The following is a 25,539-nucleotide window of genomic DNA, read 5'->3' as shown; positions in this document are numbered from 1 at the left end:
GAATCGTTCTGGCTCACGCGGCCACCTCCACCCGGTCAGCCTGCTCACCCTCGAAGCAGCCCCAGCACTGACGGGTGCTGGTCGGCACGCAGTACTCCTGGATCTCGCCGCAGTCGACGCAGGTGCGGCGGGCCTCCATCGCGTGGTCCAGCTGCCCCGGCACGGCGTCGCGCTTGGCCGCGGCCCGCTCCACGGAGAACAGCTCCGCCACGGTCTCCCGGGCGTAGGGGCGGTGGTGGCGGAACACCAGCAGCGCCAACGGGTCCTGCCCGTTGGGCCGCAACCCGGCCTCCCTCAGCTGCGAGCGAGTGAGCAGCGTCGAGGGGGCCTCGCCCCACCCGAACACCGGCAGCCCGTCCCGCTCGCCGCGGCACAGCGCCACGTGGTGGGTGCGGCCGTCGAACACCGTGGTCACCGCCTGCCGGCGGTTGCGCGGGTTCACAGCGCCTCTCCGCACCACGAGCAGGCGATCCCGGCCGTCTCCAGCTCGAACGCCGCGACCGCGCGCAGCTGAGAGGCCACGTCCCGGTACGTCTGCGCCCGCACCGCGAACGCGCCGACGTAGGTCCCGGCCAAGACCAGCCGGGTGAACAGGTCGCCCACGATGTCGGCGTTGGTGGTCAGCGTGTCGGCGACCTCGCGCAGGCGGCCGGCGATCTCGCGGGAGATCAGGCGGTTCAGCTCGGCCGGGGTGTAGGCCACGGCGGCGATCTCGCGCACCGGGGCGGTGGTGTCTACCATCTGGGTTTCCTCCGTACGGTTTCGCGACTGCTCGGTGGAACCCGGCGCGGTCGGCACGTTCTTGCCGGAAGGGGCCGCCGCGTCGGGGCTGAAGAACACACGGGCCGCCATCACGCGGCCTCGCCGTCGGATGCCCAGGTCGCCGGCACCCGAGCCGGCAGCGCCCGCAGGGCCTCGCGACCGGCACGGCGACGCGCCCGGCTCACCCGACGCTGGTCGTTGAAGTCGAAGCGGTAGGCCGCCTTCGCGGCGCTCTCGTCCGCGGCCAGCTCGCCGTAGACGTCCTGCAACATCGCATCGATCGCTGCTTCGGTCAGCCCGTCCGGGTAGACCGCCTCGCCGGCGAACTCATCGGCGGTCGACACGGTGGCGTCGATACGGCGGCGGTAGATGTTGGTGTCCATTGCGAAGTCCCTTCAGAGAAAGTTGCTGGTCAGGTGCGCTCAGAACGAGCGAAAGAAGGTCACGAGGCTCTGCACGATGTGCCGAACAAGCGCGGCCGTTTCCACCGGCGACGACACGACGAACACCAGCACCACGACCGCCACGACCAGGCCAAAGAGCTTCCGGCCGAACCCCGAACCGGTCTTCAAGACCGGGAATCCCTGTTGCTTCGCCATGAGGTCTTCTCCCTGTTCGATCGGCGGGCGATCGCCTCGCCCGGTCGGTGTGACCCCGACCACCAAGAAGCTAACAGTTGAATGGAATACTGGTCAACTGTTAGGCATCAAGTTCTTCAAAACTCCCCCCTGACCTGCGTAAACAGACCAGTCAGATGATCGCCATCTGATAGGCATCTGGTATGGTGCCGATCAGATGACCCGATCGGGCCGCATGGCCCGGCTAGGAGTACCGATGAGTCGTCCGCGCTCGGGTGTGGCCCGGCAAGAACCGCTGCACCAGCAGGTGGCCAGGCACATTCGCAACGACATCGCAGCGGGGCGCCTACGCCACGGGCAGCGCCTGCCGTCGTCGCGCGACCTAGCGAAGGAGTGGGACGTCAGCGTCTTCACGATCAACGAAGCGATGGACTTGCTGATCAAGGAGGGACTCGTGACCAGCAAGCCGCGAGCAGCGCGGACCGTGAACGCCCCCGACCAGGAAGCGCACCACCAGCTGCGTTCGACTACCCCCCAAGTGATCATGATCGGGGGATACGCCGGCAGCGGAAAGACCGAGCTAGGCCGGATCATCGCCCGCGAAACCGGATGGCCGATGCTCGACAAGGACACGTTGACGCGGTACGTCGTCGAAGCCGCCCTTGAGCTACAGGGAATTTCGCGAAACGACCGCGAATCAGACGTCTACATGAAAAAGATTCGCCCTGGCGAATACGCCTCACTACTAGAGGCAATGTCCGAAAACGTGCAATGCGGGAACAGTACGGTTGTGACCGCGCCGTTCATACGCGAGTTCTCCGATGAGGCATGGCTCACCAAGATTCAGGCGACCTGCAGGAACCTGGGCGCCAATCTCACCGTCGTGTGGGTGTACTGCGATGCGGACACCATGCACTCGTACGTGCGCCATCGAGACGCGGCGCGCGACAGCGTAAAGCTGGCCAACTGGAACGAGTACATGCAAAATGTGGATGTCAATTTCCGACCTAGCGCCCCTCACGTCGTTGTCGACAACTCCGCAAGCGGTGGCCTACTGACCGAGCAAGCAAGGAGTCTGCTTACCCGCATTACCGAAGCCGAAAGCAGCAAGTGACAGGGGGATCTGCGATGCGCATTCTAATAAGCAACGAACAGGACGACAGGCAATCTCGGGAGTTACTGGAGACCCTGCCTGGCGTGAACGTCTCATTCTATGACCCGAACTCGGATTCATTGCCTGAAGAGCTGCGCGCAGCAGAAATTCTGATTCCTCCGTATCGGGGAACACATCGCGGACTTCCCCTCATTTCGCAGCTTCCCAACCTCAAGATGGTCCAGCTACCATCCGCGGGCGTCGACGAGTGGATTGCCGAAGTCCCATCGGATGTCGTATTGGCGAGTGCTCGGGGTGCACACGCGCGCCCTGTCTCCGAGTGGGTTCTTTCAGCGATTTTGACGCAGCTGCGTCACTGGCCAACCTTGGTGCGTTTCCAGGATGCGCACACCTGGGCACACCGCAGGTTCGATCCAGACACTCTCTTCGGAATGCGCGCCCTGATTATCGGCGCCGGGGCGATCGGCAAAGCCGTTGCACGCAGGCTGGAGCCGTTCGACGTCACAACGACGCTTGTGGCCGCGAACGCGCGTCCGGGCGTTCATGCGGCCAGCGAAATACCAGACCTGATCTCGGGCCATGAGTTGGTGATCATCACTGCGCCTATCAACAACAAGACGTGTGGTCTTGTCGATAAGGATTTCCTTGCCGCAATGGACGATGGCGCCCTTCTCGTAAACGCCGGTCGCGGGCAAATCGTGGTCACGGACGCACTTGTGGCAGAGCTGCAGTCGGGACGCCTACGTGCCGCTTTGGATGTCACAGACCCCGAGCCTCTCCCGGATGACCATCCACTGTGGAACTGCACGAACGTGATCATCAGCCCGCATGCCGCACGGACGGTGCCGGGAACCAACACCTTGGTACACCAGGTCCAGGTCGACCAGATCGGCGCGTTTATCCGTGGCGAGACGCCATCGAACGCGGTTCTGGCGACAGGAAGCCGCGCGTAGCGGCAAGCGCTTACCGAACACCTTCAAGCCGTTACCGGCGCAGTGAGCGCCAGTAACGGCCCAAATTTTGCCCCCTGAGGCGGCCATACGCGCCCGAACGCGGGTGCGCTGGTGCCTTCACCCAGCCGACTCGCACACCGGCCCTCAGGGCATGTTTTTTGGGCGGTGCCCTGGCTGCTCGCCCGTCGAGGTGCGACACCTGCGGGGTGTCGAGGGTGTCACACCTGTCACTCCGTCACTCAACCCCGCCTGACCTGGGGTTTTGGGTGTGACAAGAGAGTGACAGCGGTCGTCGGCACGATCTTCCCACTCTAATTCTGTGTCTCCCCTGCCACCGAAAAGCGGCTGAAACAGGGGGCCCTCGCGGAACCGCGATCCTGTTCCAGCCGCTTTCCCTTGCGCCGGAGCGCAAGCGGTATGCCCCTCAGGCGCTGCCCACAGATGGCCCACGGATGGCCGCACACGGCTGCATACCGCCGCACACGGCTGCACACGCGGAGAAGCCCCGTGCCCGGCATACGCCGTGGTCACGGGGCTTCTCCACTGGTGTGGCGGGTGAGGGATTCGAACCCCCGTAGGCAATGCCAACTGGTTTACAGCCCGTCCTCGGACGATGCATGCATCGGGAACTCCCGCTTTGAGATCTCGTTCAAGCCAGGCGGCGGTGGTTAGGTGGGTTTGCGGACGAGGCCCGTGTAAGCGGCGATGGCGAGGGTGGCCAGGCCCCAGAGGAGGGCTTGGAGCACCCAGAGGGTGGCGGTGAAGGTTTGGCCCCAGCCGGTGGTGGTGTCGAGGTCGCAGTGGGTGCGGATGCCGGTGGCGCCGAGGGGGAGTCCGCGGTCGATGCCGAGGCCGATGAGTTCGACGGGTGAGCAGGGTGTGCCGGGGTCGGTGGGTTTGGCGGTGGCGGGTGGGACGCGTTCGGCGGCGTGATGGCCGGGGTGGGTGGTGACGTGTCCGGCGAGCAGGCTGAGGGTGGCGGCGAGGGTGAGGACGGCGGCGAGGGCGGTGACGAGGCGGTGGGCTCGGTAGCCATAGCGGCCGAGCCAGCCCCACAGCGCATGTCGCCCGCGTGCCAGCCGATTACCCAGAGCCTCAGGGGTGCGCCGACGAAGTTCGTGTTGTTGGGTGATCAGGACTTCGCGGGCGTTGTTGTCGTGGCCGGCGGCGCGCTCAGTCGCGGCGAGTTGCTGGAAGGGTTGGGGCCGATAGCGGGGGGTGTGGTGGACCAGCAGGTGTAACCATTGACGCCACAAGATCGCGTTCAGGGTGGGATAGATCAGTCCGTCGGTTGTGATGGTGCGCTCGCTGTCTGGGCAGCCATGGCGGTTTGGCCTCTCTCGGCCGTCCGGGCACACCACCTTCGCCGGGAACAGCAAAGCCCCGGTGATCTGCGCCTCAGACATCACCAGGAGCGGACCTGAGTTGTTGTCCAGCCTGGACAATTGCAAGTCAGTTTGGCTGCCGATGTGGGCACTGTGCAGTCGGATCGCGCCGAGTTCTCCGGCGCCGGCGATAGTGGCCATTTGCATGAACAGGCTGCTGTCGGCGTGGAGGCCGTCGGCATTCAGTGCGGGGCCGGCGGTGTTGGTGATAGTGGCTCGTACGAGTTCGAGTTGGCCGCCGATGTGGGCACTGTGTAGTCGGATCGCGCCGTGTTCTGTTGTGCCGGTGATGGTGGCGTCTTGCGCGAACAGGTGGCTTTGGGTGTGGAGACTGTTGGCGTTCAGTGCGGTACCGGTGGCATTGGTGATGGTGGCTCGGTTGAGGCTGAGTTGGCCGCCGATGTGGGCAGTGTGCAGTCGGATCGCGCCGTGTTCTGTTGTGCCGGTGATGGTGGCGTCCCGCATGTACAGGTTGCCGTCGGTGTGGAGGCCGTCGGCATTCAGTGCGGGGCCGGCGGTGTTGGTGATAGTGGCTCGATCGAAGCTGAGTTGGCCGCCGATGTGGGCGCCGTCCAGCCGAATCGCGCCGTGTTTTGCTGTGCCGGTGATGGTGGCGTCTTGCATGTGCAGGTTGCCGTCGATGCGGAGGCCCTCGGCGTTCAGAGCGGTGAGCAGGCTGCCAGTCAGTTGTAGGTGGCGAAGGCGCGCGTGGCGGCAAACGATGTCGTCCGGCAACGCGCATCGGAACAAGCGCAGACCGGTGACGGCGGTGACGTGATCGAGGTCGAGTTGTCCGACGACCCGCGCACCCACGATCTGGATCCCGCGGGGGTCGAGGTCACCGTGCAGGCCGCGTAGCAGATCGCGGAGCAGATCGGCCCGTACCCGCAGGTCGGGGTCGTCGGTGACCGCCAGCTCCTCCACCGTCATCGTGGTGGCGGTTTTTGCGACTTCCCCGCAAAGGGAGGTGTCGACCACCTGCCGCTCGAACTTGGTCAGGCCGGTCAGCACGGGTAAGGGCTGCGTCTCGTCCACACCACCATAGTCGATGACACGCTACGCAATGTGACAGCTGATAGCGCGGCTCAACTGGAATGTGACAGTTATGGCATGTCGAGGCTGTCACACCTGTCACTCAACATCTTCTGAACTGCGGCTTTGGGTGTGACAGGTGGGTGACACCTTCGGGGACAGTACTTTGCCCCCTCTATTTCTATGTCTCTGTAGTCACGGGGAGACCGAAAGCGGCTGAAACATCGGTGATGTGTCCACCAGCGCGTGTTTCAGCCGCTTGTGCCCCCGCGTGCCCCACGCGTGCCCGTTGCGCGAGGGATGGGCGGGGAACCACGGGGAATCTCGGTTTGAAAACGCCCCTGACCAGGCGGTACAGGTTCCGCAGGTCGGCGGCGAAACTGGTTCGCACCTTTGCAAGGCGGTGGTCATCGCGATGAGCTGCGGTGATCAGGTTCAGCTCACAGGAGAGCTTGCTGGGTAGCCGACGTAGTTGTCGCCGTCGCGGTAGATCAGGGCAATGCCCGCGCTAGCGATGAGCTCTTCGAGGTCGTCGAGGGGCTTGCTGGGGAGCAGGATCGAGACGGTGGGGTTCGATGGCGTCACGTGGCGACGGTAGTCCAGAAGTTGGCCGATGGCTTCGCGTACAGCCTTACGGGAAGCGCTGCCTTTGGCCTCGTGGAGGACGTGCGCGGTCTGATCGTAGATGTCGGTGAGCAGCGTGGTCGTCGTGCCCTTGATGTTGATCTGGAACCGGCCGAACGCGTGACCGCGCTTCGCGAGGAAGGCCTGGTAGTGGTCGGTGAGTTCGGCTTCCCGGCGCTCAGCTGTGGTGACCGCTGAGCCGGAGCGTTTGCTCGACTTCGTCTTGGCGCGTTCGGTCGGGACGATTGAGCTGGTGGTTACGTCGGCCGGGACCAACACGGCGGTGGTTGTGGGGGCTGGCGGGATCCGGTCGTTAGCGTTAGGGGGGCGGCCGTCGGCTGCCCGCATGCGGAAGACGATGACTTTGCGCTGGTTGCCGGCCTCGTCCCGGGATTGCCGGACGTAGTACGGCCGGTCGTCGTCGAGGGCCATCTCGCCGACGTACCGGTGCATCTTCCTGACAGTGTTTGGCACCTTGCCCACGGCTTTGAAAAGGTGCAGGGCGCGGCCCGTAGCAGCGTGGTTGAGAACGGCTTTGTTCATGGCGCCTTCCCCGCCGGCGAAGGTCTGATCGCCGTGTCGGCCGGCGCCGGTGTACTCGAAGATCGCGCCGTTTGCGTCTTCTTCGTCGAGCCATCCGTCGAGGTAGCCGTATCTCTTGCCGACCTCATCGTCGGAGTAGATCAGGATGGTGTTCGAGCGGTTAGCAGTGACGATGCCACCCATGCCAGACCCGCCCATCAGGATCTGGACCATGGCGCGGGTGTAGATCTCATCCGGCTTAAGCTCGGTCAAGTTGGTCAGCACGGGCTGCGTCTCGTCCACAGCACCATAGTCGATCACACGCTATGAAATGTGACATCTGACCCCACCTCGCCCCCGCCGCGTCCGTCCCCGAGGGCACGCGAGGAGCCCGTTGCGGCTCGGTGTGACACCTGCGGGGTGTCGAGACTGTCACACCTGTCACTCTGTCGCTCCACCTAGCCTGACCTGCACATTTAGGTGTGACAGCGGAGTGACACCTCCGGCGACAGCTTCTCTCCCACACTAATTCTCTGTCTCAGTAGTCACAGAGCAGGAAAAGAGGCTGGAACAGCGGAAAGTGGAGGCCCTCTCCACCTAAATGCTGCTTCAGCCTCTTTGACCACGGGTGTGCAATGCGTGTGCAAGTCGACGACTCGACCACCGCAGGGACGTGACAACGCGCAGGTCAGAGCGATGCCGCAGCCTGTCCTGCCCCATCCCTCCGGAGGCAGGTGTCGCAGGTTCGAATCCTGCCGAGGGCACCGCAAGGATGGGAACGGGAGAGATGTCGGACATGACATCCTCCCCTTTCTTGTTTTCACGGCTGCGTCGTTCGAGCCGCCTGTCCCGGTTGAACGGCAAGATGGCGGCTTCGTGAGCAGCCTGGCGCGCTGCCGGGACGGTCGGCCCGAGCAGGGTGACCGTGCACTTGATCTGGTTGGTGCTCTTGTTGTAGCGGAGTTCAAGCCGGAGGGCTTCGAACAGCCGCCGGGCGACATCCTCCGGTAGCTCCTCCACTCGGACCTCTCCCACCGGCAGGGCGTCAAGCAGGTCGGGGTTGGCCGTCTGCTGATTCTCCTCTTCGACTTCGGCGAGCTGGGCTTCGAGCTGGACTTTGCGTTTGTGAAGACCGCCTCGTTCCTCGTTGACTTCGTCGACGAGGTCCTTGGTCGGCCTGTCGAACAGTGCCAAGCTGCGGACGAGGTTCTTGATCATGCGCGTGGTGTCGTCGATCTCGCGGTGCAAGGCGTCGATGCGCTGTTGCCGTTCCTGCTTCGCGGCGGCACCGAGTTCTCGGGCGGTGTCGCCCATCAGACTGCGACGGTAGCTCCCGAAGATGTGAGCCGACAGGAACTCGTTGAGCTTGGCGACGATCGCGTCTTCGCGGATCCAGAAGCTGCCGGCGGCGGGATGCCCCTCCGGGACGTAGCCCTTCTTCGGCGCGCACACGTAGTAGGCGTGCCCCCGACGAGTCTTGCCGTTCATCCGTCGGCCGCAGCCGCCGCAGAACAGGTAGGTGCGCAACAGGTAGCTGCGTTTAGTCTGGGGGTGCTTGACGTTGGTATTGCTGGTGCTGCGCGACCCGAAGCGGTGTCGGCTGATTTCCTGGGCCTGCAGCCAATCCTCCAACGTGACGAGAGGTTCGTGAACCGGCTGCGCGGACCAGATCCACTCCTCGACGGGATTGAACTGATTGCCGCGGGACTTGCGGCCGCGCACGTTCCACACCATGTGCCCGGTGTACTTCGGATTGGTGAGGACGTCGCGCACGTTCGAGGAAGTCCAGTGGCCGACGGCGCGCTTCGGGTCGACCGGGACCGGCGGAGGGTAGGTGGCGAGGTCGCGGTTGAGCCGGTCGGCGATCGCCTGGTAGCCGAGGCGTTCGGTGATCCGCCAGTGGTATGCCTTCCGCACCGCAGGCGCCTGCGCGGAGTTGACTTCTAGAAACGTCTTCTTAGCGCCCTTGGCCCGCTTGGCAGGGACCGGGTGCGGGACGTGCCTGGCGCGGTAGCCGTAGCACGGCTTGCCGATGTTGTAGCCGGCCTCAGTATGGACGGCGTAGCCGTCCCACGACTTCTCCAGCATGTCGACGACGTAGAACTCGGACAGAGTCTGCTTCACGCGCCGCGTGAGCAGTTGGGTGGCCCGCTTGGGTTTACGTCCGTCCACCAACCCGAGCTGGAACGGTTCGTCCGAGGCAAGCAGGCGCACGCCGGCTTGTTCCAGGCGGTGCTCGATGGTGGTGCCGTAGTACATGTGCCGGGCGGTGCGCTCGATCGACTCGCAGATGACGTAGTCGAACCGCCGATCCGGCCGCTGAGCCTCGGCGAGCAGGTCCTGGATGCCACCGTCACGCGGGACCGGGATGTCGAACTGCTCATGTGCGCGTCCGCTCCCGCGGGCGTCGAGGTCCATACGACCGGACTCGACGTCGTAAAAGTGCGCGACGATCAAGCCGTCCTCGGGCAAGGCGCGCTGCGAGTTCCCCAGCTGACGCGGCAAGGACAGGGTCGGGTCCTGCATGTCCTTCGTGGACACGCGCCCGAGCCATGCGAAGCGAAGGAACGACGGCCGCGCCGCGACACCGACCGATGCGCCGCCCGCCGCTTCGCTGTAGGCGCTTCGCGCGCGTCCTACGCTGCGCTGTCCGGCCCACGCACGGACTTGGTCCGGGCCTGCCACTGCGTCACCTCCCAGAGCGCCCGTGCTTGCTCGGCAGCCAGCCGCTGAGCCGCGTTTCCTTCTACGGTCTTGATTTCAACAACCAGTTCCGGTGGCTCGTCAGCAGCCAGCCGTCCAGTGACGTCGTCCCGGCGGCCGCTCACTGCCGACTTCGACGATCTTGGCCAGCTGTACCAGCTGAAGCAGCTGCGCGACAAGGTGAACCTTCAGGCGCGCGCGAGCTGATCTCCCAGCGGGTCCGGCGAACGCCGTCGACCCCGTGCGCCTGGCGCGGGCGGGACGTCGTCGTCCATCCCGACCGTGGCCGAAGGTCCGCCACGGGAATCAATCCCGCGGCGCGCAGGCTCGCACCGCTTTCGCCCGCCTGCGTGTAGGTGACGAGACGCAAGTAGCCCATGGCTCGCGCCGCGCGCCAGACCGCGCCATAGAGCTTCGAGTTCGCGTTGGGTTCGCCGGTAGTGCAGCTGCGGGTGACCTCGAGCGTGACGCCATCGTCGAGACACCTGGCGACCGGACGACCGGCTGTCGCCACGCCGACCAGTTCCTCCCCGCGCGCGACGCCGATCGCAAACTTCATGCCGCGGGGCGGACGGTGGTGCCGGTGGTGCGCGTCGATGAACTCGCAGGCCTGCCGGAAGGTCAGGGGAACGATCATCAAGCGCACCGCGGCTCCTCACCCGTCCAGGGCTGAGCGCGCCGGAACACGCGCTCGTCGACCAGCGGCTCGTGGACCATCGGCGCCGAGGTCACCCACTGCTCGGCAGGAGCAGGACGGCCGGCCGCCGTGCGAGCCCAGATCTGGCGCCCCGTGTACTTGACGTTGGTGACGATCCGCTGGACAGCTTTCGCCGTCCACCGCTCGCTCGGCGCGGGGTACTGGCGAAGGTCGGCGTCCAGACGTGCCGCAATGGCGGCGAACGTCAAGCCGTCGTCGGCTCGCCACAGGAAGATCTGCTTCACGACCGCGGCGGTCTGCCAGTCAGGGACCAGAACCGCCCGCAGCTTGCTGCGTCCGCTGGGATCGGTGACGCGGATGCGCAGCGCGCGGTAGCCGTAGGGCGGAGGCCCGATCTGGTAACCGGCGCGGACGATTTCGATCATCGCCTCGCGGGCGCGGCGGGTTGCTTCGGCATGGTGCCGAACGAGCACGTTCCGGCCCTCTTCGGCGATGCCAGATCGTTTTTTCCACAGGCTTGTCCACAGCCGAGACCAGCGCTGTGGACGGGTCTCGGTCACCGATGTGCCAGTGCGTTCACCGACGGAACGGCGAGTCGTCATGCGGCTCGCCCCCATCCAGCGCGGACGGCGCCAGCAGTGTCCAGCCGAGGCGACCGCGGAACGCCGCTTGCCGCCGCGGCGGCAAGCTCGACGTCGTGGGCAAGTCCGAAGACGAGTACCTCGTGGTGCGCCGGGAGTGCGGTCGGCGCGCCGGCGGCGCGGGCTCGGGCAGCAGCCCGGCGGGTAGGGAGCGAGGCGCGGGTGACCAGCCGGCTGCCGCGCAGTCCGGCGGTCAGGGCCACGCACCGCTCGACCGGCGCCAGCCCGGCCGTGGTCGCGGCGGCGATGAGCGGTGTGGCCAGGTCGGCCAACGTGCTGTCCTGGCGCCGGCGCGGTCTTGCGACGATGACGAAGTGGCCGCCGGAGCGCAGCAGCGATTCGCCGTAGAACATCGTCGCGGCGACGTCAGCGAGCATGGACTCGACCGGGTCGCAGTCTGGACTGTTCGCTGACCCCGGCTCCATTCGCAGGGCGGTCAGCACGAGTCCGACTCGCCCGATCAAGCCGGCGGCTCGGGCAGTCGCGAGGACCTTCGGACGGGCATCGAGGACCGAGCCGTCGCGCCACGCGCCCGCGGTCTTGGCGGCGGTGACGTTGGCGCGGGCAACGGACCACCACCGGGTGCGACCGGTCAAGCCGAACGCGTCCCGGCCGGCGCCCAGCGCCGCGGTCAGTACGGTCCCCGCACCGCAATCAGGATCGAGAACGAGGTCGCCGGGCCGGCTGTAGACGGCGATCGCGTGCGCGGCGACGGCAGGAGGAACCCGCTCGTCGTCGATCTCGGTGCCGGGCACACACCCGGCGTCGCGCAGCTGCTCAAGCGGGCTCCGCTGCCCGGTTGACCAGACCGAAAGAGGCAGCCCGTCGACCGACGACCCAAGTGATTTCAGCCGGTCATTCATCGGAGGTCTTCTCCCCTGCAACGGCGGCCTTGGAGACCGGCTTGCGGGCGAATACCAAGAGGTCGTCGTGCACGCGGGCGTGCCGCGCCGGCGGCACAGCGGGCTGCGCGGGCGGTGCCACAGTAGCGAGCACCCCGTTGCGAACCGGCGCGCGCAGCAGGGCGATGCGATCGAGATAACGCAGGCCGGCGTCCTGCGCGGCGCGCACGAGCGAGCCTGCGGGGTCGATGAGCCGACCCTCCACTCGATCACCATGCGTGATCACGGCAAGCATGCCGGTCGGGTTGAGCACATCGGCCCAATCGGCCGGTCGGAACCAGTCGCCGGGCCGCGGTCCGGACGCGGTGATGATGAGGTCGTAGCAGTCTGGACCGACCACGGTCGCGGTCGTGTCCGGCCCGGACCGATCGCGCGCAGGCGGCACGCCGACCCCGACGTCGGTCGGACCGCCCGAGCCGGGTTGGGGTCCGGACCCGGACTTTGCCAACGCCTCGCCGTGGTGTTCGCCGATCGGGTCCTGGGGCGCGACGGCGGTCTGGGTTTGGACGCGACGGCCGAGTCGGACCACTGTCCAGCTGGCTTCGCGCAGCCCGTCGTACGGACCGGGCCGCGACCGGTGTCGATCGCCGATTGGCGACGACGAACTGGAGGGCCCGAGGTAGGGCGCAGGCGCGAGCAGGAGCACCCGCTGGCCCGGCTGCGTGTAGGCGGTGACGATCTTCACGACCGCAGCCAGCAGCCAGCTCTCGAGCAGCCCGGTGCCTCCGAGGAGCTCGTCTTGCGCGCACGGCCAGACGGTGCTTGGCCGGACCGTTCGCGAACGACGCACGGTGCGCGGACGCCGCGCTCGCCGACGCTGCGGAAGCAGGATCGGGACGGTCGGCGGGTCGGCGGGAGCGTGCCGCGGCGAGCCATCCTCTGGACGTTCGTTGTCGTATGCCGGGGTCATCGTGGATCTCCTCCGACGGAAGGGTGCTGCGTGTTCTGACACCCCTTAACTCCGACTGGAGGTCCGATTTTGGACACACTCTCGAGAAAACGCCGGACACCTCAATGAGGACACCGCGCCGTCTACTAGTGGACTACTACGAACACAGCTCGGGCATGATTTTCAACCTCACCTAGTCGATCTTCAGTTCGAGCGATCGCTTGGCCAAATAGTAGGCCTCTAGCAGCGCAAAGGCAGCTACTAGTCGACCCCAAGCAATAGCACGGTATTTCCGTGGTACCGGTCGTTGATTCATGGCGTCGTTGTTGTTCACATCGACGCTGTGGGAGTCACGACATGGCAACTCAATCCGCTTTTCGTCGCCGTCACGACGAGGCCACTCCGAACTCTCTGGACATCGCCCGGAACACGTTCACCTGGCTGGTGACGGGACCGCATCCGGTGTCGCTGAACGGCCGGCTCTTCGCCGGTCTCCCGGACCGGCACGTCCCGCTCGACGAGGTTCGCGATCGCCTGCTGGCACGCAGGTGCCCGCAGGCGACGCGCGACGCGGTGTGGGCGCATCTGGTGTTGCGCTCGCGAACTGAAGGAGCGACCTGGACGGTCGCCGCCGTGGGTGTGGCGCTGCCCGCGCTGACGTCGGCGGCAGCCACCTTGTCTCATCGGTTCGCCGGCGATCCGGCTGACGTTCACGCCGAGGTGCTGCGCGGCTTCCTGACCGCGTTGTCGACGATCGACCTCCGGCCGCCGCGGATCATGCTGCGGCTGCGGTGGGCCGCCTACCGGGCCGGCTATGACGCACTGACCGAGGCGTTGGCCGGTCCGACTCCGGTCGCACCGGGCTTCCGATCCACCCCGCCGCACGCGCCGTGGGGACACCCGGATCTCGTCCTCGCGCGCGCCGTCGCGGACGGAGTCGTGACCCGGACCGAGGCCGCGCTCATCGGCGCGACCCGGCTGGAAGACATGCCGGTGACGGACTGGGCCGCGCAGCACCAGACCGGTGAGTGGGCCGCCTACAAGACGCGCAAGCGCGCCGAACGCCGGCTTGCCGAATACCTGCGCGAGGGCGCTGCCACGGCCGATCCAGCCGACCCGCTGATCGACCAGGTGGCCGCCGCGGTGGCCCTGGCACGCCCCGTCACACCCGCTCGCGAGACGCCACGGTCGTCACCTTCCGTGTCCGACACCAACGGCGACGCGAAGCGGAAAGTTCGGCGCCGCGTGTCCAAAACGGACGCGGATTCCGGAGTTCAGGGCTGCGGGACGGACCCGCGCTCAGCCCGAACTTCGGAGGTGACCCAATGCGCGTGATCGATGCCGAGAGCGGGCCGCGTAGTGATCGTCTCGACGGCGACCCGCAGCCGCCGGACCAGAGCGCCGATGCGAGTTCGACGCCGTCCAATGCTCCGATCATTAAGTCAGGCGACACGATTCCGGCTCGCCGCCGCCAGTGGTCGCACGTGGTGCTGGTGGTCGAGCTGTCGGCCATCGCGTTGCTGGCCTCGGCGTCGGCGGGACACGCCGACACGATGGTCGTCGCCCTCGCCGGCTCGGTCACCGACGTCCTGAACAACGTCCGCAACTGGATCATGGGCATCCTGGCCGGCCTCGCCACGGTGTTCCTGTCCATCGGTGGCGTCCGCTACGTGATGGGCGGCGGCGACCCCGGCGAGGTCGAGAAGGCCAAGACGGCTTTCAAGTCCGCGGGGTGGGGCTACGGCTTGGCGGCGCTCGCGCCCCTGGTCGTGGAGATCCTCAAAGGGATCGTGGGGGCCTGACCGATGGCCGTCAGCACCCCGCCCACGGTTCGCTCGTACCGCCGGTCCGGCAGCCAGCCCGAGACCGCTGCCGCGGCGGATCGACCGATGATCGCCCCCGTCCGGCAGGTCTCCATCCGACGGCGGCGCCGGCGAGCGGGCTGGCTACTGGTGCTGACCGTCGTGCTGCTGGCCGGCATCCTCGCCGTCAACGCGTGGGCCTCGTCGGCCGCGCCTCGACAGCCGCCGGCGGACCCGCCGCTGCCTCCTCCGACCGCGCTGCCGACGCCCACGACGTGCAGCTTCCCCGGCCAGCTCGGCTGCACCTCCTCCACGCCAACCACGACTCCGAGCAAGCCGTGCACGGGCGAGGACTGCATTCCGCAGCCGACTCCGCCGGCGCCGAGCACGAACCCGCAGCAGCCGGGTACCGGCAGCGGCGACAGCGACTCGGACTGCGGCATCACCGACGTCGGGGCGTGCATCACCGACGCCATCAACTCGGCGTTCCGCAGTGTCGTCGACGACGCGCTGGATCCGATCCTCGAGCTGATCGGCCACACCGCGCTGTCCACGCCGACGATCAGCGACCTGCCCGGCATCGGCGAGTTGTGGAACAGCTCCTGGGAGATTGTGGTCGCCGCCTACGGATTGCTCATCCTGCTCGGCGGCATCCTGCTGATGGGCCACGAGACCGTCCAGACCCGGTACTCGATCAAGGAGATCGGGCCGCGCATCCCGATCGCGTTCATCGCGTCGGCGCTCTCGCTCTTCTTCGCCGACAAGCTCATCCGGCTGGCCAACGGCCTGACCCTGGGTGTCCTCGGAGACGGAGTCAACGCGCCTTCGCTGGGCAACACCTTGCAGGAGGCCGTCCAAGGCATCCAGACCGGCGGGCTCTTCATCATCTTGGTCGCGCTCGTGCTGGTGGTGCTCGGCCTCGGTCTCTTGGTCGTCTACGTCGTCCGGATCGTCATCACCCTCGTTCTGATCATCAGCGCGCCGTTCTTCCTGATGTGCCACGGGCTGCCCCACACCGAGCCGCTGGCGCACTGGTGGTGGAAGGCGATCACCGTGACGACAGGGGTTCAATTCGCCCAGGCGCTGGTGCTGATCACCGCGGTACGCACGTTCCTGTCCGGCGGCGTGCACCTGTTCGGCTCGACGCTGTCCGCACTCGGCACGCTGATCGCCGCGATCGCTCTGTTCTTCGTCCTGTTCAAGATCCCGTTCTGGATGCTGAAGGCCGTCAAGGTCGGCTCCGGCCGCTCCTTCCTCGGCGGGTTGGCTCGCGCGTACATCGCGGCGAAAACCTTCGGCATGGTCGCCGGCAAGACCGGTGCGTTCGGCAAGGCCGGCGCCGTCGGCGCAACGAAGAACGCCGGTCGCGGCGGCGTCGCGGCGGCCGATCCGCCGTGGCCAGCACAGCCGCGTTCTGCGCCCAACCCCGAAGCGGTCAACCGGCGGCTCAAGGCGGCCCACGACGCCGAGCGTGCCTGCGCAGCTCAGCGGCCGTCGCTGCCCTCGCAAGCGCCGCAGTTCCTGCAGCCCTCGCCCCAAGACAGCACCCACGACCCCGCCGTGATCCCGGCGAACCAGGGACCGACCATGCCCGAATTCAGTTCCGCGCCGACGCCTGTCTCGCCCACGCCACAACGAAGGCCACGGTTGGCAACTCCGCATTTTCAGGCCGCCGGCGGCCCACGTCGACGTGGCGCCACATCGCCATCGGCTCGCCCGATCCGCACGGCATCGGTGCCGCCGCAGTTGCAGTTCCGTCCGGCGACGCCGCCCGCACCACAACCGCTCCCAGCCAAACCGACCTCCGCACCTGCCGCGCCGGCGTTCCGCCAGGCGGCGCCGGACCTCCGCATCGGTGATGCCCATCGCCGTACCCAGTCTGTTCCGCCGCCGATGTTCCGCGCACCGAAGCCAGCTCCCGGAGGTGAAGCGAAATGAGCCAGCCCGTCCGGATTCCCGCCGACGTCGACCGCGAAGACCGGGTCATCGGTCCGCTCACCGCGCGACAGCTGCTCATCCTGACCGTTACGGGGATTGTGCTGTACGGGACGTACACGATCACCCGCGCATTCGTCCCGCTGGCGGTGTTCCTGGTCATCGCCATCCCGATCGGCGTGACCGCCGCGTTCCTCGCGCTGGGTCAGCGCGACGGCATCTCCCTCGACCGGCTCGTGCTGGCGGCGCTGCGCCAGCGGATGAGCCCGCAGCACCGGGTTGCCGCGCCGGAAGGCGTCCGGCCCGCACCCGAGTGGATCGGGCAGACCGCGAGCACAACCAGTTTTTCGGCGTCGACGGTCTCACCGGCCGCGCTGCGACTGCCCGCCGAAGGGATCACCGACACCGGCGTTATCGATCTCGGCAAGGACGGCGCCGCCGTGGTCGCGGTCTGCTCCACGATCAACTTCGGGCTACGCACGCCTGCCGAGCAGGAGGCGCTCGTCACCTCCTTCGGCCGATACCTGCACTCGCTGACCGCGCCGGTCCAAGTGCTCGTCCGGGCGGAACGGCTGGACCTGTCGGGCCAGATCGCGGAACTTCGCGAACAGGCCGGTGGACTGCCGCACCCCGCGCTGGAACGGGCGGCACGCGAGCACGCCGAGTACCTCGACCAGCTCGGCCGCGCGACCGACCTGCTGAGGCGCCAGGTCCTGCTGATCCTGCGAGAGCCGCTGCGAACCAGCGGCCCGACCGACGGACTGGGTGGTGCCTCGCCGCTGGCCGCGTTGTCGGCGCGACGCAGGGCTGCGAGGCAGGCCGCGTCGATCGACGACGCCGCCCGACGCGCCGCCGAAGCACGTTTGGTGCGCCGGCTGGGCGAGGCAGTGGAACTGCTCTCGCCGTCCGGGATCGTGGTCACCCCGCTGGATGCCGGCCAAGCCACCGCCGTCCTCGCCGCGGCGTGCAACCCCGACAGCTTGATCCCACCGAACTCCGATCTCGCCGGCGCTGACGAGGTCATCACCACCGCCCCGGACGAGAGCTGGAACGACGCCGCGTTCGGCCGCACCGCGTTCGCCACCGAAGACGCGTTCGGCGCTGCCGAGCCCGGGTGGGAGGACGAGGAAGACCCCGACGACTACGACGACGTCGCAAGGAGGGACCGCCGATGAAGAGGACCAGGCACCGCGACGCCGCAAGCAGGCCGGCGCCCGTCGGGCAGGCCGGCGCGTTCACCCCGGACGCCATCTCTGTGCGTCCCCGAGCGCTCGAAGTCGGAGGCGAATGGGTCGCGTCATTCGCCATCACCGGCTACCCGCGCGAAGTTCATCCCGGCTGGCTGCAACCTCTGCTCACCTATCCCGGACGAGTCGACGTCTCGCTGCACATCGAGCCGATCGACCCTGTCACCGCAGCCAACCGGCTGAAGAGGCAGCTGTCCAAACTGGAGTCCGGCCGCCGCCACACCAGCGACAAGGGACGGCTGATCGACCCCCAGGTCGAGGCAGCCACCGAGGACGCCTACGACCTGTCCGCGCGAGTCGCCCGCGGCGAGGGCAAGCTCTACCGGCTCGGGCTCTACCTCACCGTGCACGCCGCGACCGAGGAGGCGCTCGGCGACGAGGTAGCCGCGATCCGGTCGCTGGCGGCATCGCTCCTGCTGGACTGCAAGCCCACCACCTACCGGAGCCTGCAGGGGTGGATCACCAGCCTCCCGATGGGCCTCGACCTGGTCGGGATGCGCCGCACCTTCGACACCAGCGCGCTGTCGGCGGCGTTCCCATTCACGTCACCGGACCTGCCGCCGCCGGACCCGACCTCGGTCGGTGCCCCGAGCGGCGTGCTCTACGGCTTCAACGTCGGCAGCCAAGGTCTCGTCCACCACGACCGATTCGCCCTCGACAACCACAACAGCGTGATCCTCGGCCGGTCCGGCGCCGGCAAGTCGTACCTGGTGAAGCTGGAGCTCCTGCGCAGCCTGTACCGCGGGGTCGAGATCCACGTCATCGACCCGGAGGACGAATACGCCCGGCTGGCCGCCGCGGTCGGCGGCACCTACGTCCACCTCGGCGCCGAGCAAGTCCGGCTGAACCCGATGGACTTGCCGATCCACACCCGGCCGGACGGACGCCGGACAGCTCCCCGCGACGCGCTCATCCGGCGCAGCCTGTTCCTGCACACCGTCATCTCGGTGCTGCTGGGCAACGAGCTCGCCGCGGCCGAGCGGGCCGCACTGGACCGGGCGATCACCACGACCTACCAGCGCGCCGGCATCACGTCAGATCCGCGAACCTGGACCCGGCCCGCGCCGCTGCTGGGCGACCTCGCGGCGGTCTTGGCTGAGGAAGAGGGAGCGGACCTCGCGGCGCGGCTACAGCCGTTCACCACGGGCGCGTTCTCCGGGCTGTTCTCGGGTCCGACCACGACACGGCCCGAGGGCCACCTCGTCGTGTTCTCGCTGCGCGACCTCCCCGGCGAGCTGAAGGCAATCGGCACGCTTCTGGCGCTCGATGCGGTGTGGCGCCAAGTGTCCAATCCCGCCATCCGCAAACCCCGGCAGGTCGTCGTCGACGAAGCCTGGTTGCTGATGAAGGATCCGGCCGGCGGCGAGTTCCTCCTCCGGATGTCCAAGGGCTCCCGCAAGTGGTGGGGCGGCGTCACGGTGGCGACCCAGGACGCCCCCGACGTGACGAGCACCGACCTGGGCAAGGCGATCATCGCGAACGCGGCAACGCAGATCCTGCTGCGCCAGGCACCGCAGGCGATCGACGAGATCTGCCGGATCTTCGACCTTTCGCAGGGCGAACGGCAGTTCCTCCTCACCGCCGACCGCGGCCAAGGACTGCTCAGCACCGGCACGCAACGAGTGGCGTTCCAGTCCATCGCGTCGCCGGTCGAGCACCAGCTCGTCACGTCGAACCCCGCCGAGCTGGCCGAGTACTCCGACGCCTCCCCGGAGACCGAGACCTCCTTTGTCGACCTCGACGCTGCCTGATCTTCCGTACCTTCAAACACACCAGGGGATAACCATGTCTTCGTCGCCCGCTGTTGGTCGGCCCGCTCGATTACTGACGCAGAACAGGGAAATGCGCCAGATCGGCGTCTGGAACTGGTCACTGCCGGCCTGGGCCGGGCGGCTGGCTGACGGCCGCACCTACAACACGTGCCCGAGCGCCGGGATCTGTGCGCAAGCGTGCTACGCCCGGCACGGCACGTACACCTGGCCCGTCGTCCGTGCCAAGCACCAGGCAAACCTTATGTACGTCCTCGACGACCTGGCCGGCTGGCGAACCGCGATGGCCGACGAACTCGGCGCAGCCAGGTTCCGTGGTAGCTGGATCAGGATCCACGACAGCGGCGACTTCTTCTCCGACGACTACCTGCTGGCCTGGCTCGACATCTGCAGCACTCACCCGGACACGAACTTCTACGCGTACACAAAAGAGGTCTCCCGGTTCCGGTCCCTCGTCGAGCCTGATCCGCCGCCGAACTTCCTGTGGGTCTACTCGTACGGCGGCAAGCAGGACGCCGCGCTGAACCCGGCCGTGGACCGCGTCGCCGACGTGTTCCCGGACGAAGCGGCGATCGTCGAGGCGGGGTGGGCGTCGCAGGAAGCCAGTGACCTCCTCGCGGTCCTCGGCCCGCAGCTGGTCGGTGTGCCGGCAAACCGGATTCCGAGCTACCTCAAGCGCCTGGCTGGCCGCCGGTTCTCCGAATGGCAGGCGGAAGTCGACGCCGCACGTTCCGCTCGCCGCACGCGCCTGCGGCTGGTCGTCGACAACACCCGTTCCGAGGCGCGGCCTGAGCGAGGCGGCGAGCCGCGAGCTGCGTGATCCAGCGCTCCAACTCACGTTCGGAGGTCTTGATGTCCTGGCCGTTCGCCCTGTCCGCCTCTCTCGCCTCACCTGCCGGCGACTACCTGCGCGACCCGCTCGGTGCGTTCCAGACCGTGCTGGCGCACCTTCGCGATCTCGTCTTCACCTGGGGTCCGATCGCCGGGCCGGTGCTGGTGGTCGCGACGACCGCCGCGGTGATCGCTCGACGCCGCTGGCGCCGCCGCTACCACGCGAGCCTGATCACCGACGCCCGGTTGGTCACCGTGCTGGCGCCGCCGACCGTCGACCCATCCGGCGCGATCACCGTGTGGTCCAACCTGGTCGGCCTGCTGCGACCAGGCTGGCGGCGGCGCTTCGGCGGACAACCTCACCTGGCTTTCGAGTTGACGTTCACCGACGACGGCGTGCAGATCCGCTTGTGGGTGCCCGGCGTGGTGCCGCCGGGGATGGTCGAGCGCGCCATCGAGGCAGCTTGGCCCGGCGCGCACACCCGCACGACGCCGGCCAAGCCCCCGATCCCCACCGCCTCCGCAGCGGGCCGGCGAATCGAAGCGGTCGGCGGCGAGCTGCGGCTGGCTCGCTCGGAAGCACTCCCGATCCGAACCGAGCACCCCGCCGACCCGATGCGGGCCCTGCTCGGCGCCCCGGTCGGGCTCGGCCCCCACGAGCGGGCCTGCGTGCAGATCCTCGCCCGCCCCGTCGCCGGGCACCGCGTGACCAAGGCACGGCGCGCGGCGAAGCGGGTGCACGCGGGCAGCTCGGTCAGCCTGATCGGCCGGCTGCTGGACATCGTCACGCCAGGCAAGACTGCGAAGCCGTCGTCCAGTGCGCGAACGCCGGGGCTGGATCGGCAGACCAGCCTGGAGTTTGCCGCGCAGGACCGTGCTGTCGTGGAAAAGCTGCGGCAGAACCAGTTCGAGACCCGCATCCGATACGCGGTCGCCACCACGGTCCCCGAGCACGCGACGACCGCCGAGGTCCAAGCGGTCCGGGAGGTGCTGCGGGGACGCGGCCACGCGATCGCCTCGGCGTTCGCCGCCTTCTCCGAGCACAACTACTTCCGCCGGATCCGGCTTCGCCGGTCTCCAGTCCAGGTGCTGGCCGAACGCCGTTTCGGCAAGGGCGATCTGTTCTCGATCCCGGAGCTGGCCGCGCTCGCGCACCTGCCGATCGACGAAGCCACGCCCGGCCTCCAACGCGCCGGCGCGAAAGCCGTACCGCCGCCGCCTGGCATTCCCACGACCGGCGACTTGATCAAGCCGCTCGGCTTGTCGGACTCGGGGCACTCCCGGCCCGTCGGCCTGCACGTCGCCGACGCGCGTCACCACCTGCACATCCTCGGCGCGACCGGCTCCGGCAAGTCGGAGCTGATGGCCCGCCTGATCCTGAACGACGCCGAGGCCGGCCGCGGAGTAGTGGTCGTCGACCCGAAGGGCGACCTCGTGTCGGACCTGCTGATGCGCATCCCCGAGGAGCTCGGCGAGAAGGTCGTGCTCTTCGACGCCGACTCCCGCAGCCGGCCACCAGTGCTCAACCCGCTGGAGGGCGTGGACAAGGCCCGCGCGGTCGACAACCTCGTCAGCATCTTCTCCCGGATCTACGCCTCCTCATGGGGTCCGCGCACCGACGACATCCTGCGCGCCGGCCTGCTCACCCTGACCGCGATGCCCGGCACGCCGACGCTAGTCGACCTGCCGAAGCTCCTCACGGTCCCGGCGTTCCGGCAACGGGCCTGCGACCAGATCGACGATGACGTGCTGCGCGGGTTCTGGTCCTGGTACGACGCCCTATCCGAAGCGAGCCGGGCGCAGGTCATCGCGCCGTTGATGAACAAGGTCCGCGGCTTCCTGCTGCGCCCGTTCGTCCGCGCCGCGATCGCCGGCGGGAAGTCCACGGTGGACATGGACGAGGTGCTCAACACCGGCGGTATCTGCCTGGTTCGCATCGCCCGCGACGCGCTGGGGATGGAGACGGCGCGGCTGGTCGGCTCGATCGTCGTCGCCCGCACCTGGCAAGCCGCGACACGTCGTGCCCGCGTTCCCCAGCGTCAGCGGCGGGATTGCGGACTGTACGTCGACGAGTGCCACAACTTCTTGAACCTGGCGTACCCGCTGGAAGACATGCTCGCCGAGGCTCGTGGATATCGCCTGTCGATGACCTTGGCCCACCAGTACCTCGGCCAGCTCCCGAAGGAACTCGAAGAGGGCATCAGCACGAACGCCCGGTCGAAGATCTTCTTCAACGCCTCCCCGGAGGACGCGAAGCGGCTGGCACGCCACACCATGCCGCGGCTGAGTGAGCACGACCTGTCCAACCTGGGCGCCTTCCACGTCGCCGCCCGCCTGGTCCTCGGCGGCGAGGAAGCACCGCCGTTCACCGCGGTGACCGAAAAGCTTCCGCCCGCGGTCCCCGGCCGTGCCAAAGCGATCCGTAAAGCAGCCCGCATCAACACCCGGCCACCAGCCGCCGAGGTCGAGCCCATCACGCGCGGAGCCGCAGCGCCCACCGCCGATCCCCGCCGCGCCGCCTGAAACCGGAGGTACTCCGATGATTTCGAACCCCACTCCTCAGCGGGCGTTGCGCGGGCACATGCCCCAGCGCCCCACGCCGCGAGCGGCCACCAGCGGTGAGCACCACGCCCAGCTCGCCGGACGACTGACCCACCGCGACCGGTGGCTCGCCCGAATGCTCTACGAGCACAAGGTCTTCACAACCCAGCAGATCGTCGAGCTCTGCTACCCGAGCATGCGCGCGGCCAACCACCGGCTGCTCGACCTGTTCAAGTGGCGGGTCGTCGACCGGTTCCAGCCGTTCGTCACGACCGGCACCGCCCCAATGCACTACGTGCTCGACATCGCCGGCGCGGTCGCCCTCGCCTACGAAGACGGGCTCGATCCGAAGTCGATCGGCTACCGGCACGAAGACGCGATCGGGATCGCGCACTCCCTGCGCCTGGCCCATACCGTCGGCGTCAACGGCTTCTTCACCGCCCTGGTCGCGCTGGGCCGAGGTCCCGGTGCTCGAAGGTCGCTGACCGCGTGGTGGTCCGAGCTGCGGTGCGGACGCCTGTTCGGCGACATGGTGCGTCCCGACGCCTACGGCCGGTGGCGCGAAGACGACCATCAGCTCGAGTTCTTCCTCGAGTTCGACTTCGGCACCGAGGACCTCGGCAAGCTCAGCCGCAAGCTCTACGGCTACGAGAAGCTCGCCGCTGCGACCGGCATCACCACCCCGGTCCTCATCTGGTTGCCCACCCATCGGCGCGAGACGTCCGCGCGCCGAGCGCTCGCCGACTGCCTGTCCCAGCTCGACCGGCCCAAGCTCGTGCCGCTAGCCACCACCGCCGCGGACGCAGCCGGCGACCCCGCCGCCGCCCGATGGCTGCCGATCGCCGGGTCGGCAACGCGTCACCCCGGCCGGTTGCGGCTCGTCGAGCTCGCTCAGCTCTGGCCGCAACCGGATCTGCCCGGCGACGTACCGGCGTCAGGCTCGGTCCCGGCTCAGCAGGGCCCAGCAGCTCTGACCGCTCCGGATCCGTTCCCACCCGCCTCGCCCGCCAGCCGCTTCCGGAGGCGCCCATGAAGGTCGCCTACACCGCGGTCGTGGTCGTCATCATCCTCATCGGCGGCATCGGGCAAGGCGTCGTGAAGGCCGTGTTCGGCAGCAGCGGCACCGAGCCGAGCCAGGAGGCCATCGCCGACATCCCCGGCGACTACCTCGCCCTCTACCAAGCGGCAGCTGCCGCATGTCCCGGGCTGGACTGGTCGATCCTCGCGGCGATCGGCAAGGTCGAGAGCGACCACGGCCGCAGCAGACTGGTCGGCGTAGCCGAGGGGACGGAGAATCCGTTCGGCGCCCGCGGGCCGATGCAGTTCCTCCAGTCCACGTTCGACGGAGTCGTCGCCCGCCATCCGCTACCGCCGGGCGGCAAGACCCCGCCGTCACCGTGGGACAAGCACGACGCGATCTACGCGGCGGGGTACTACCTGTGCGAGTCCGGCGCGCCCAGCGACATCCGCAAGGCGCTGTTCGCCTACAACCACGCGGATTGGTACGTCAACGAAGTCCTCGACCAAGCCGAGAGGTACAGCCAGGCTGCAGTCGGCACCGGCCGATGCGACAACATCCAGGCACCGAACCCTGCCACCGCAACGGCGATCAACTTCGCCTGCGGCCAGCTCGGGCTGCCGTATCTGTGGGGCGGCAACGGACCGTTGAACGGCGACAGCGGCTTCGACTGCTCGGGCCTCACCAAGGCGGCATACGCGGCGGCCGGCGTCGCCCTGCCGCGGACGGCCCGGACCCAGTACGCCGCTGGCCCGCTGGTGCCGGACGACCAGCCACTGCTCCCCGGCGACCTGGTCTTCTACGGCACGCGCGGCAACGTCCACCACGTCGGCCTGTACATCGGGGCGGGGAAGATGGTGCACGCCCCGACCTTCGGCGAGCCGGTCCAGGTCAGCTCGTACCGCTGGAAGGGCGACGACTACCTGACGGCTTCGCGGCCAGCCAACTAGCGCTTACCGCATCCGACACCGTCTTCGCACCGGTTAGGGGACGTTCCTTTCACCTCAGCGCCGACTGAGGTATTTCGCTAATCTGTACCGCGACGTGCCGAGGTTTACGAGGCGCCGACGGTGCTCAAGCAGTGAACCAGGAGACATGATGCAGGACCCGAGAAGTGCCGGTGCGATGGGGACGGAGTTTCCCTACACCCTCAAGACGATGTGCTACATCGAAGTGGCTGCAGACGGCAGCGTCCACTGGGGCAGCGACGCCGGAACCTTGGAACGCGCGAAAACCGGCAAATCTAAGTTGTACGCCGTTTGGCCCGGGCAGTGGTCGAGTCACCTTTTCGTCATCGACGACCTCGACCAATACGCTCGCGCTTTCGGAATCATCCATGACGAGACGCGGACCGGACTGGCCGATCACGACCACGAAGCCCGCTGGTCAATCAGTAAATACGAGGAAAAGCCTAACGGCTCGTACATCAGTATCAATGTCTGGCTAGACTGTGGCTGCAAGATCCACGACCTCAAGTCTTTCGCCTCACAGATGCGAAAGCAAAAAGGCTGGGACATCTCCACGAGCGGCGGCTGGGGACACAGTACAAGCGGCAACGAGACCATCTACTCCATGCGAGCACGCCGCAAAAGCCTCACGACATAGGCCTAACATCCAAAGCGCCTTGCCGGGC

The 25,539-nt window shown here is 67.7% G+C and carries 23 protein-coding genes; 12 read left to right on the top strand and 11 right to left on the bottom strand.

The window, feature by feature from the left end; all coding sequences use genetic code 11:
• Nucleotides 1-13 precede the first annotated feature (13 nt).
• From ACWEGE_RS10250 to ACWEGE_RS10235, 4 genes are all read right to left on the bottom strand, one after another.
• Nucleotides 14-442: an RRQRL motif-containing zinc-binding protein gene (locus ACWEGE_RS10250; RefSeq protein WP_449660125.1), complete on the bottom strand. Its 429-nt coding sequence runs from the start codon at nucleotides 440-442 to the stop codon at nucleotides 14-16.
• Nucleotides 439-741, bottom strand: coding sequence for a hypothetical protein (locus tag ACWEGE_RS10245; RefSeq protein WP_449660124.1), 303 nt, complete (start codon nucleotides 739-741; stop codon nucleotides 439-441). The genes ACWEGE_RS10250 and ACWEGE_RS10245 overlap by 4 nt, the downstream gene beginning before the upstream one ends.
• A gap of 110 nt (nucleotides 742-851) precedes the next feature.
• Nucleotides 852-1,145, bottom strand: a complete 294-nt coding sequence (locus tag ACWEGE_RS10240) for a hypothetical protein (protein ID WP_449660123.1) — start codon at nucleotides 1,143-1,145, stop codon at nucleotides 852-854.
• A 39-nt stretch (nucleotides 1,146-1,184) separates the two neighbouring features.
• Entirely contained in the window at nucleotides 1,185-1,361 is a 177-nt protein-coding gene (locus ACWEGE_RS10235) for a hypothetical protein (protein ID WP_449660122.1), read from the bottom strand.
• Nucleotides 1,362-1,596: 235 nt separating this feature from the next.
• On the opposite strand from ACWEGE_RS10235, the gene ACWEGE_RS10230 reads away from it, so the two are divergent.
• Together ACWEGE_RS10230 and ACWEGE_RS10225 are read left to right on the top strand one after the other, a co-directional pair.
• Nucleotides 1,597-2,454 (top strand): GntR family transcriptional regulator, encoded by an 858-nt coding sequence (locus ACWEGE_RS10230; RefSeq protein ID WP_449660121.1) that lies wholly within the window; start codon nucleotides 1,597-1,599, stop codon nucleotides 2,452-2,454.
• Nucleotides 2,455-2,537: 83 nt separating this feature from the next.
• Nucleotides 2,538-3,407: an NAD(P)-dependent oxidoreductase gene (locus tag ACWEGE_RS10225; RefSeq protein ID WP_449660120.1), complete on the top strand. Its 870-nt coding sequence runs from the start codon at nucleotides 2,538-2,540 to the stop codon at nucleotides 3,405-3,407.
• A gap of 668 nt (nucleotides 3,408-4,075) precedes the next feature.
• Here ACWEGE_RS10225 and ACWEGE_RS10220 read toward each other — a convergent pair.
• The 7 genes from ACWEGE_RS10220 to ACWEGE_RS10190 form a co-directional block, all read right to left on the bottom strand.
• Nucleotides 4,076-5,827 carry a hypothetical protein gene (locus tag ACWEGE_RS10220; protein ID WP_449660119.1) on the bottom strand — a complete coding sequence of 584 codons (1,752 nt, stop codon included), beginning with the start codon at nucleotides 5,825-5,827 and terminating at the stop codon, nucleotides 4,076-4,078.
• Nucleotides 5,828-6,259: 432 nt separating this feature from the next.
• On the bottom strand, nucleotides 6,260-7,273 hold the full coding sequence (locus tag ACWEGE_RS10215; protein WP_449660118.1) for a hypothetical protein: 1,014 nt from the start codon (nucleotides 7,271-7,273) through the stop codon (nucleotides 6,260-6,262).
• A 306-nt stretch (nucleotides 7,274-7,579) separates the two neighbouring features.
• Nucleotides 7,580-9,655 carry a recombinase family protein gene (locus ACWEGE_RS10210; protein WP_449660117.1) on the bottom strand — a complete coding sequence of 692 codons (2,076 nt, stop codon included), beginning with the start codon at nucleotides 9,653-9,655 and terminating at the stop codon, nucleotides 7,580-7,582.
• A gap of 139 nt (nucleotides 9,656-9,794) precedes the next feature.
• Entirely contained in the window at nucleotides 9,795-10,310 is a 516-nt protein-coding gene (locus ACWEGE_RS10205) for an XF1762 family protein (RefSeq protein WP_449660272.1), read from the bottom strand.
• Nucleotides 10,310-10,891, bottom strand: a complete 582-nt coding sequence (locus ACWEGE_RS10200; RefSeq protein WP_449660116.1) for a recombinase family protein — start codon at nucleotides 10,889-10,891, stop codon at nucleotides 10,310-10,312. Before ACWEGE_RS10200 ends, ACWEGE_RS10205 begins: the two co-directional genes overlap by 1 nt.
• A 38-nt stretch (nucleotides 10,892-10,929) precedes the next feature.
• Complete coding sequence (locus ACWEGE_RS10195) at nucleotides 10,930-11,835, bottom strand: DNA methyltransferase (RefSeq protein WP_449660115.1); 906 nt, start codon at nucleotides 11,833-11,835, stop codon at nucleotides 10,930-10,932.
• Nucleotides 11,828-12,784 carry a hypothetical protein gene (locus tag ACWEGE_RS10190; RefSeq protein WP_449660114.1) on the bottom strand — a complete coding sequence of 319 codons (957 nt, stop codon included), beginning with the start codon at nucleotides 12,782-12,784 and terminating at the stop codon, nucleotides 11,828-11,830. The genes ACWEGE_RS10195 and ACWEGE_RS10190 overlap by 8 nt, the downstream gene beginning before the upstream one ends.
• Nucleotides 12,785-13,120: 336 nt before the next feature.
• Here ACWEGE_RS10190 and ACWEGE_RS10185 point away from each other — a divergent pair, with 336 nt between their 5' ends.
• The 10 genes from ACWEGE_RS10185 (at nucleotide 13,121) to ACWEGE_RS10140 (ending at nucleotide 25,511) form a co-directional block, all read left to right on the top strand.
• Nucleotides 13,121-14,098, top strand: coding sequence for a hypothetical protein (locus tag ACWEGE_RS10185; RefSeq protein ID WP_449660113.1), 978 nt, complete (start codon nucleotides 13,121-13,123; stop codon nucleotides 14,096-14,098).
• Nucleotides 14,089-14,565 (top strand): pilin, encoded by a 477-nt coding sequence (locus tag ACWEGE_RS10180; protein WP_449660112.1) that lies wholly within the window; start codon nucleotides 14,089-14,091, stop codon nucleotides 14,563-14,565. The genes ACWEGE_RS10185 and ACWEGE_RS10180 overlap by 10 nt, the downstream gene beginning before the upstream one ends.
• A gap of 3 nt (nucleotides 14,566-14,568) precedes the next feature.
• The gene (locus ACWEGE_RS10175) at nucleotides 14,569-16,503 is read left to right on the top strand and encodes a hypothetical protein (protein ID WP_449660111.1); all 1,935 of its coding nucleotides are present in this window, start codon (nucleotides 14,569-14,571) and stop codon (nucleotides 16,501-16,503) included.
• Nucleotides 16,500-17,675: a PrgI family protein gene (locus ACWEGE_RS10170; RefSeq protein ID WP_449660110.1), complete on the top strand. Its 1,176-nt coding sequence runs from the start codon at nucleotides 16,500-16,502 to the stop codon at nucleotides 17,673-17,675. The genes ACWEGE_RS10175 and ACWEGE_RS10170 overlap by 4 nt, the downstream gene beginning before the upstream one ends.
• Nucleotides 17,672-19,498, top strand: coding sequence for a VirB4 family type IV secretion system protein (locus ACWEGE_RS10165; RefSeq protein WP_449660109.1), 1,827 nt, complete (start codon nucleotides 17,672-17,674; stop codon nucleotides 19,496-19,498). Before ACWEGE_RS10170 ends, ACWEGE_RS10165 begins: the two co-directional genes overlap by 4 nt.
• Before the next feature lie 34 nt (nucleotides 19,499-19,532).
• The gene (locus tag ACWEGE_RS10160; RefSeq protein ID WP_449660108.1) at nucleotides 19,533-20,336 is read left to right on the top strand and encodes a GP88 family protein; all 804 of its coding nucleotides are present in this window, start codon (nucleotides 19,533-19,535) and stop codon (nucleotides 20,334-20,336) included.
• Between the two features lie 32 nt (nucleotides 20,337-20,368).
• A complete protein-coding gene (locus ACWEGE_RS10155) occupies nucleotides 20,369-22,870 on the top strand; it encodes a type IV secretory system conjugative DNA transfer family protein (protein WP_449660107.1) in 2,502 nt (833 codons plus the stop codon).
• Nucleotides 22,871-22,886: 16 nt separating this feature from the next.
• Complete coding sequence (locus ACWEGE_RS10150; RefSeq protein ID WP_449660106.1) at nucleotides 22,887-23,921, top strand: replication-relaxation family protein; 1,035 nt, start codon at nucleotides 22,887-22,889, stop codon at nucleotides 23,919-23,921.
• Complete coding sequence (locus tag ACWEGE_RS10145; RefSeq protein ID WP_449660105.1) at nucleotides 23,918-24,856, top strand: C40 family peptidase; 939 nt, start codon at nucleotides 23,918-23,920, stop codon at nucleotides 24,854-24,856. Before ACWEGE_RS10150 ends, ACWEGE_RS10145 begins: the two co-directional genes overlap by 4 nt.
• A gap of 145 nt (nucleotides 24,857-25,001) precedes the next feature.
• Nucleotides 25,002-25,511 carry a hypothetical protein gene (locus ACWEGE_RS10140; RefSeq protein ID WP_449660104.1) on the top strand — a complete coding sequence of 170 codons (510 nt, stop codon included), beginning with the start codon at nucleotides 25,002-25,004 and terminating at the stop codon, nucleotides 25,509-25,511.
• Nucleotides 25,512-25,539 lie beyond the last annotated feature (28 nt).

This window comes from Amycolatopsis sp. NPDC004747 (assembly GCF_053601335.1).
This window is presented reverse-complemented; position numbering and strand designations above follow the sequence as displayed.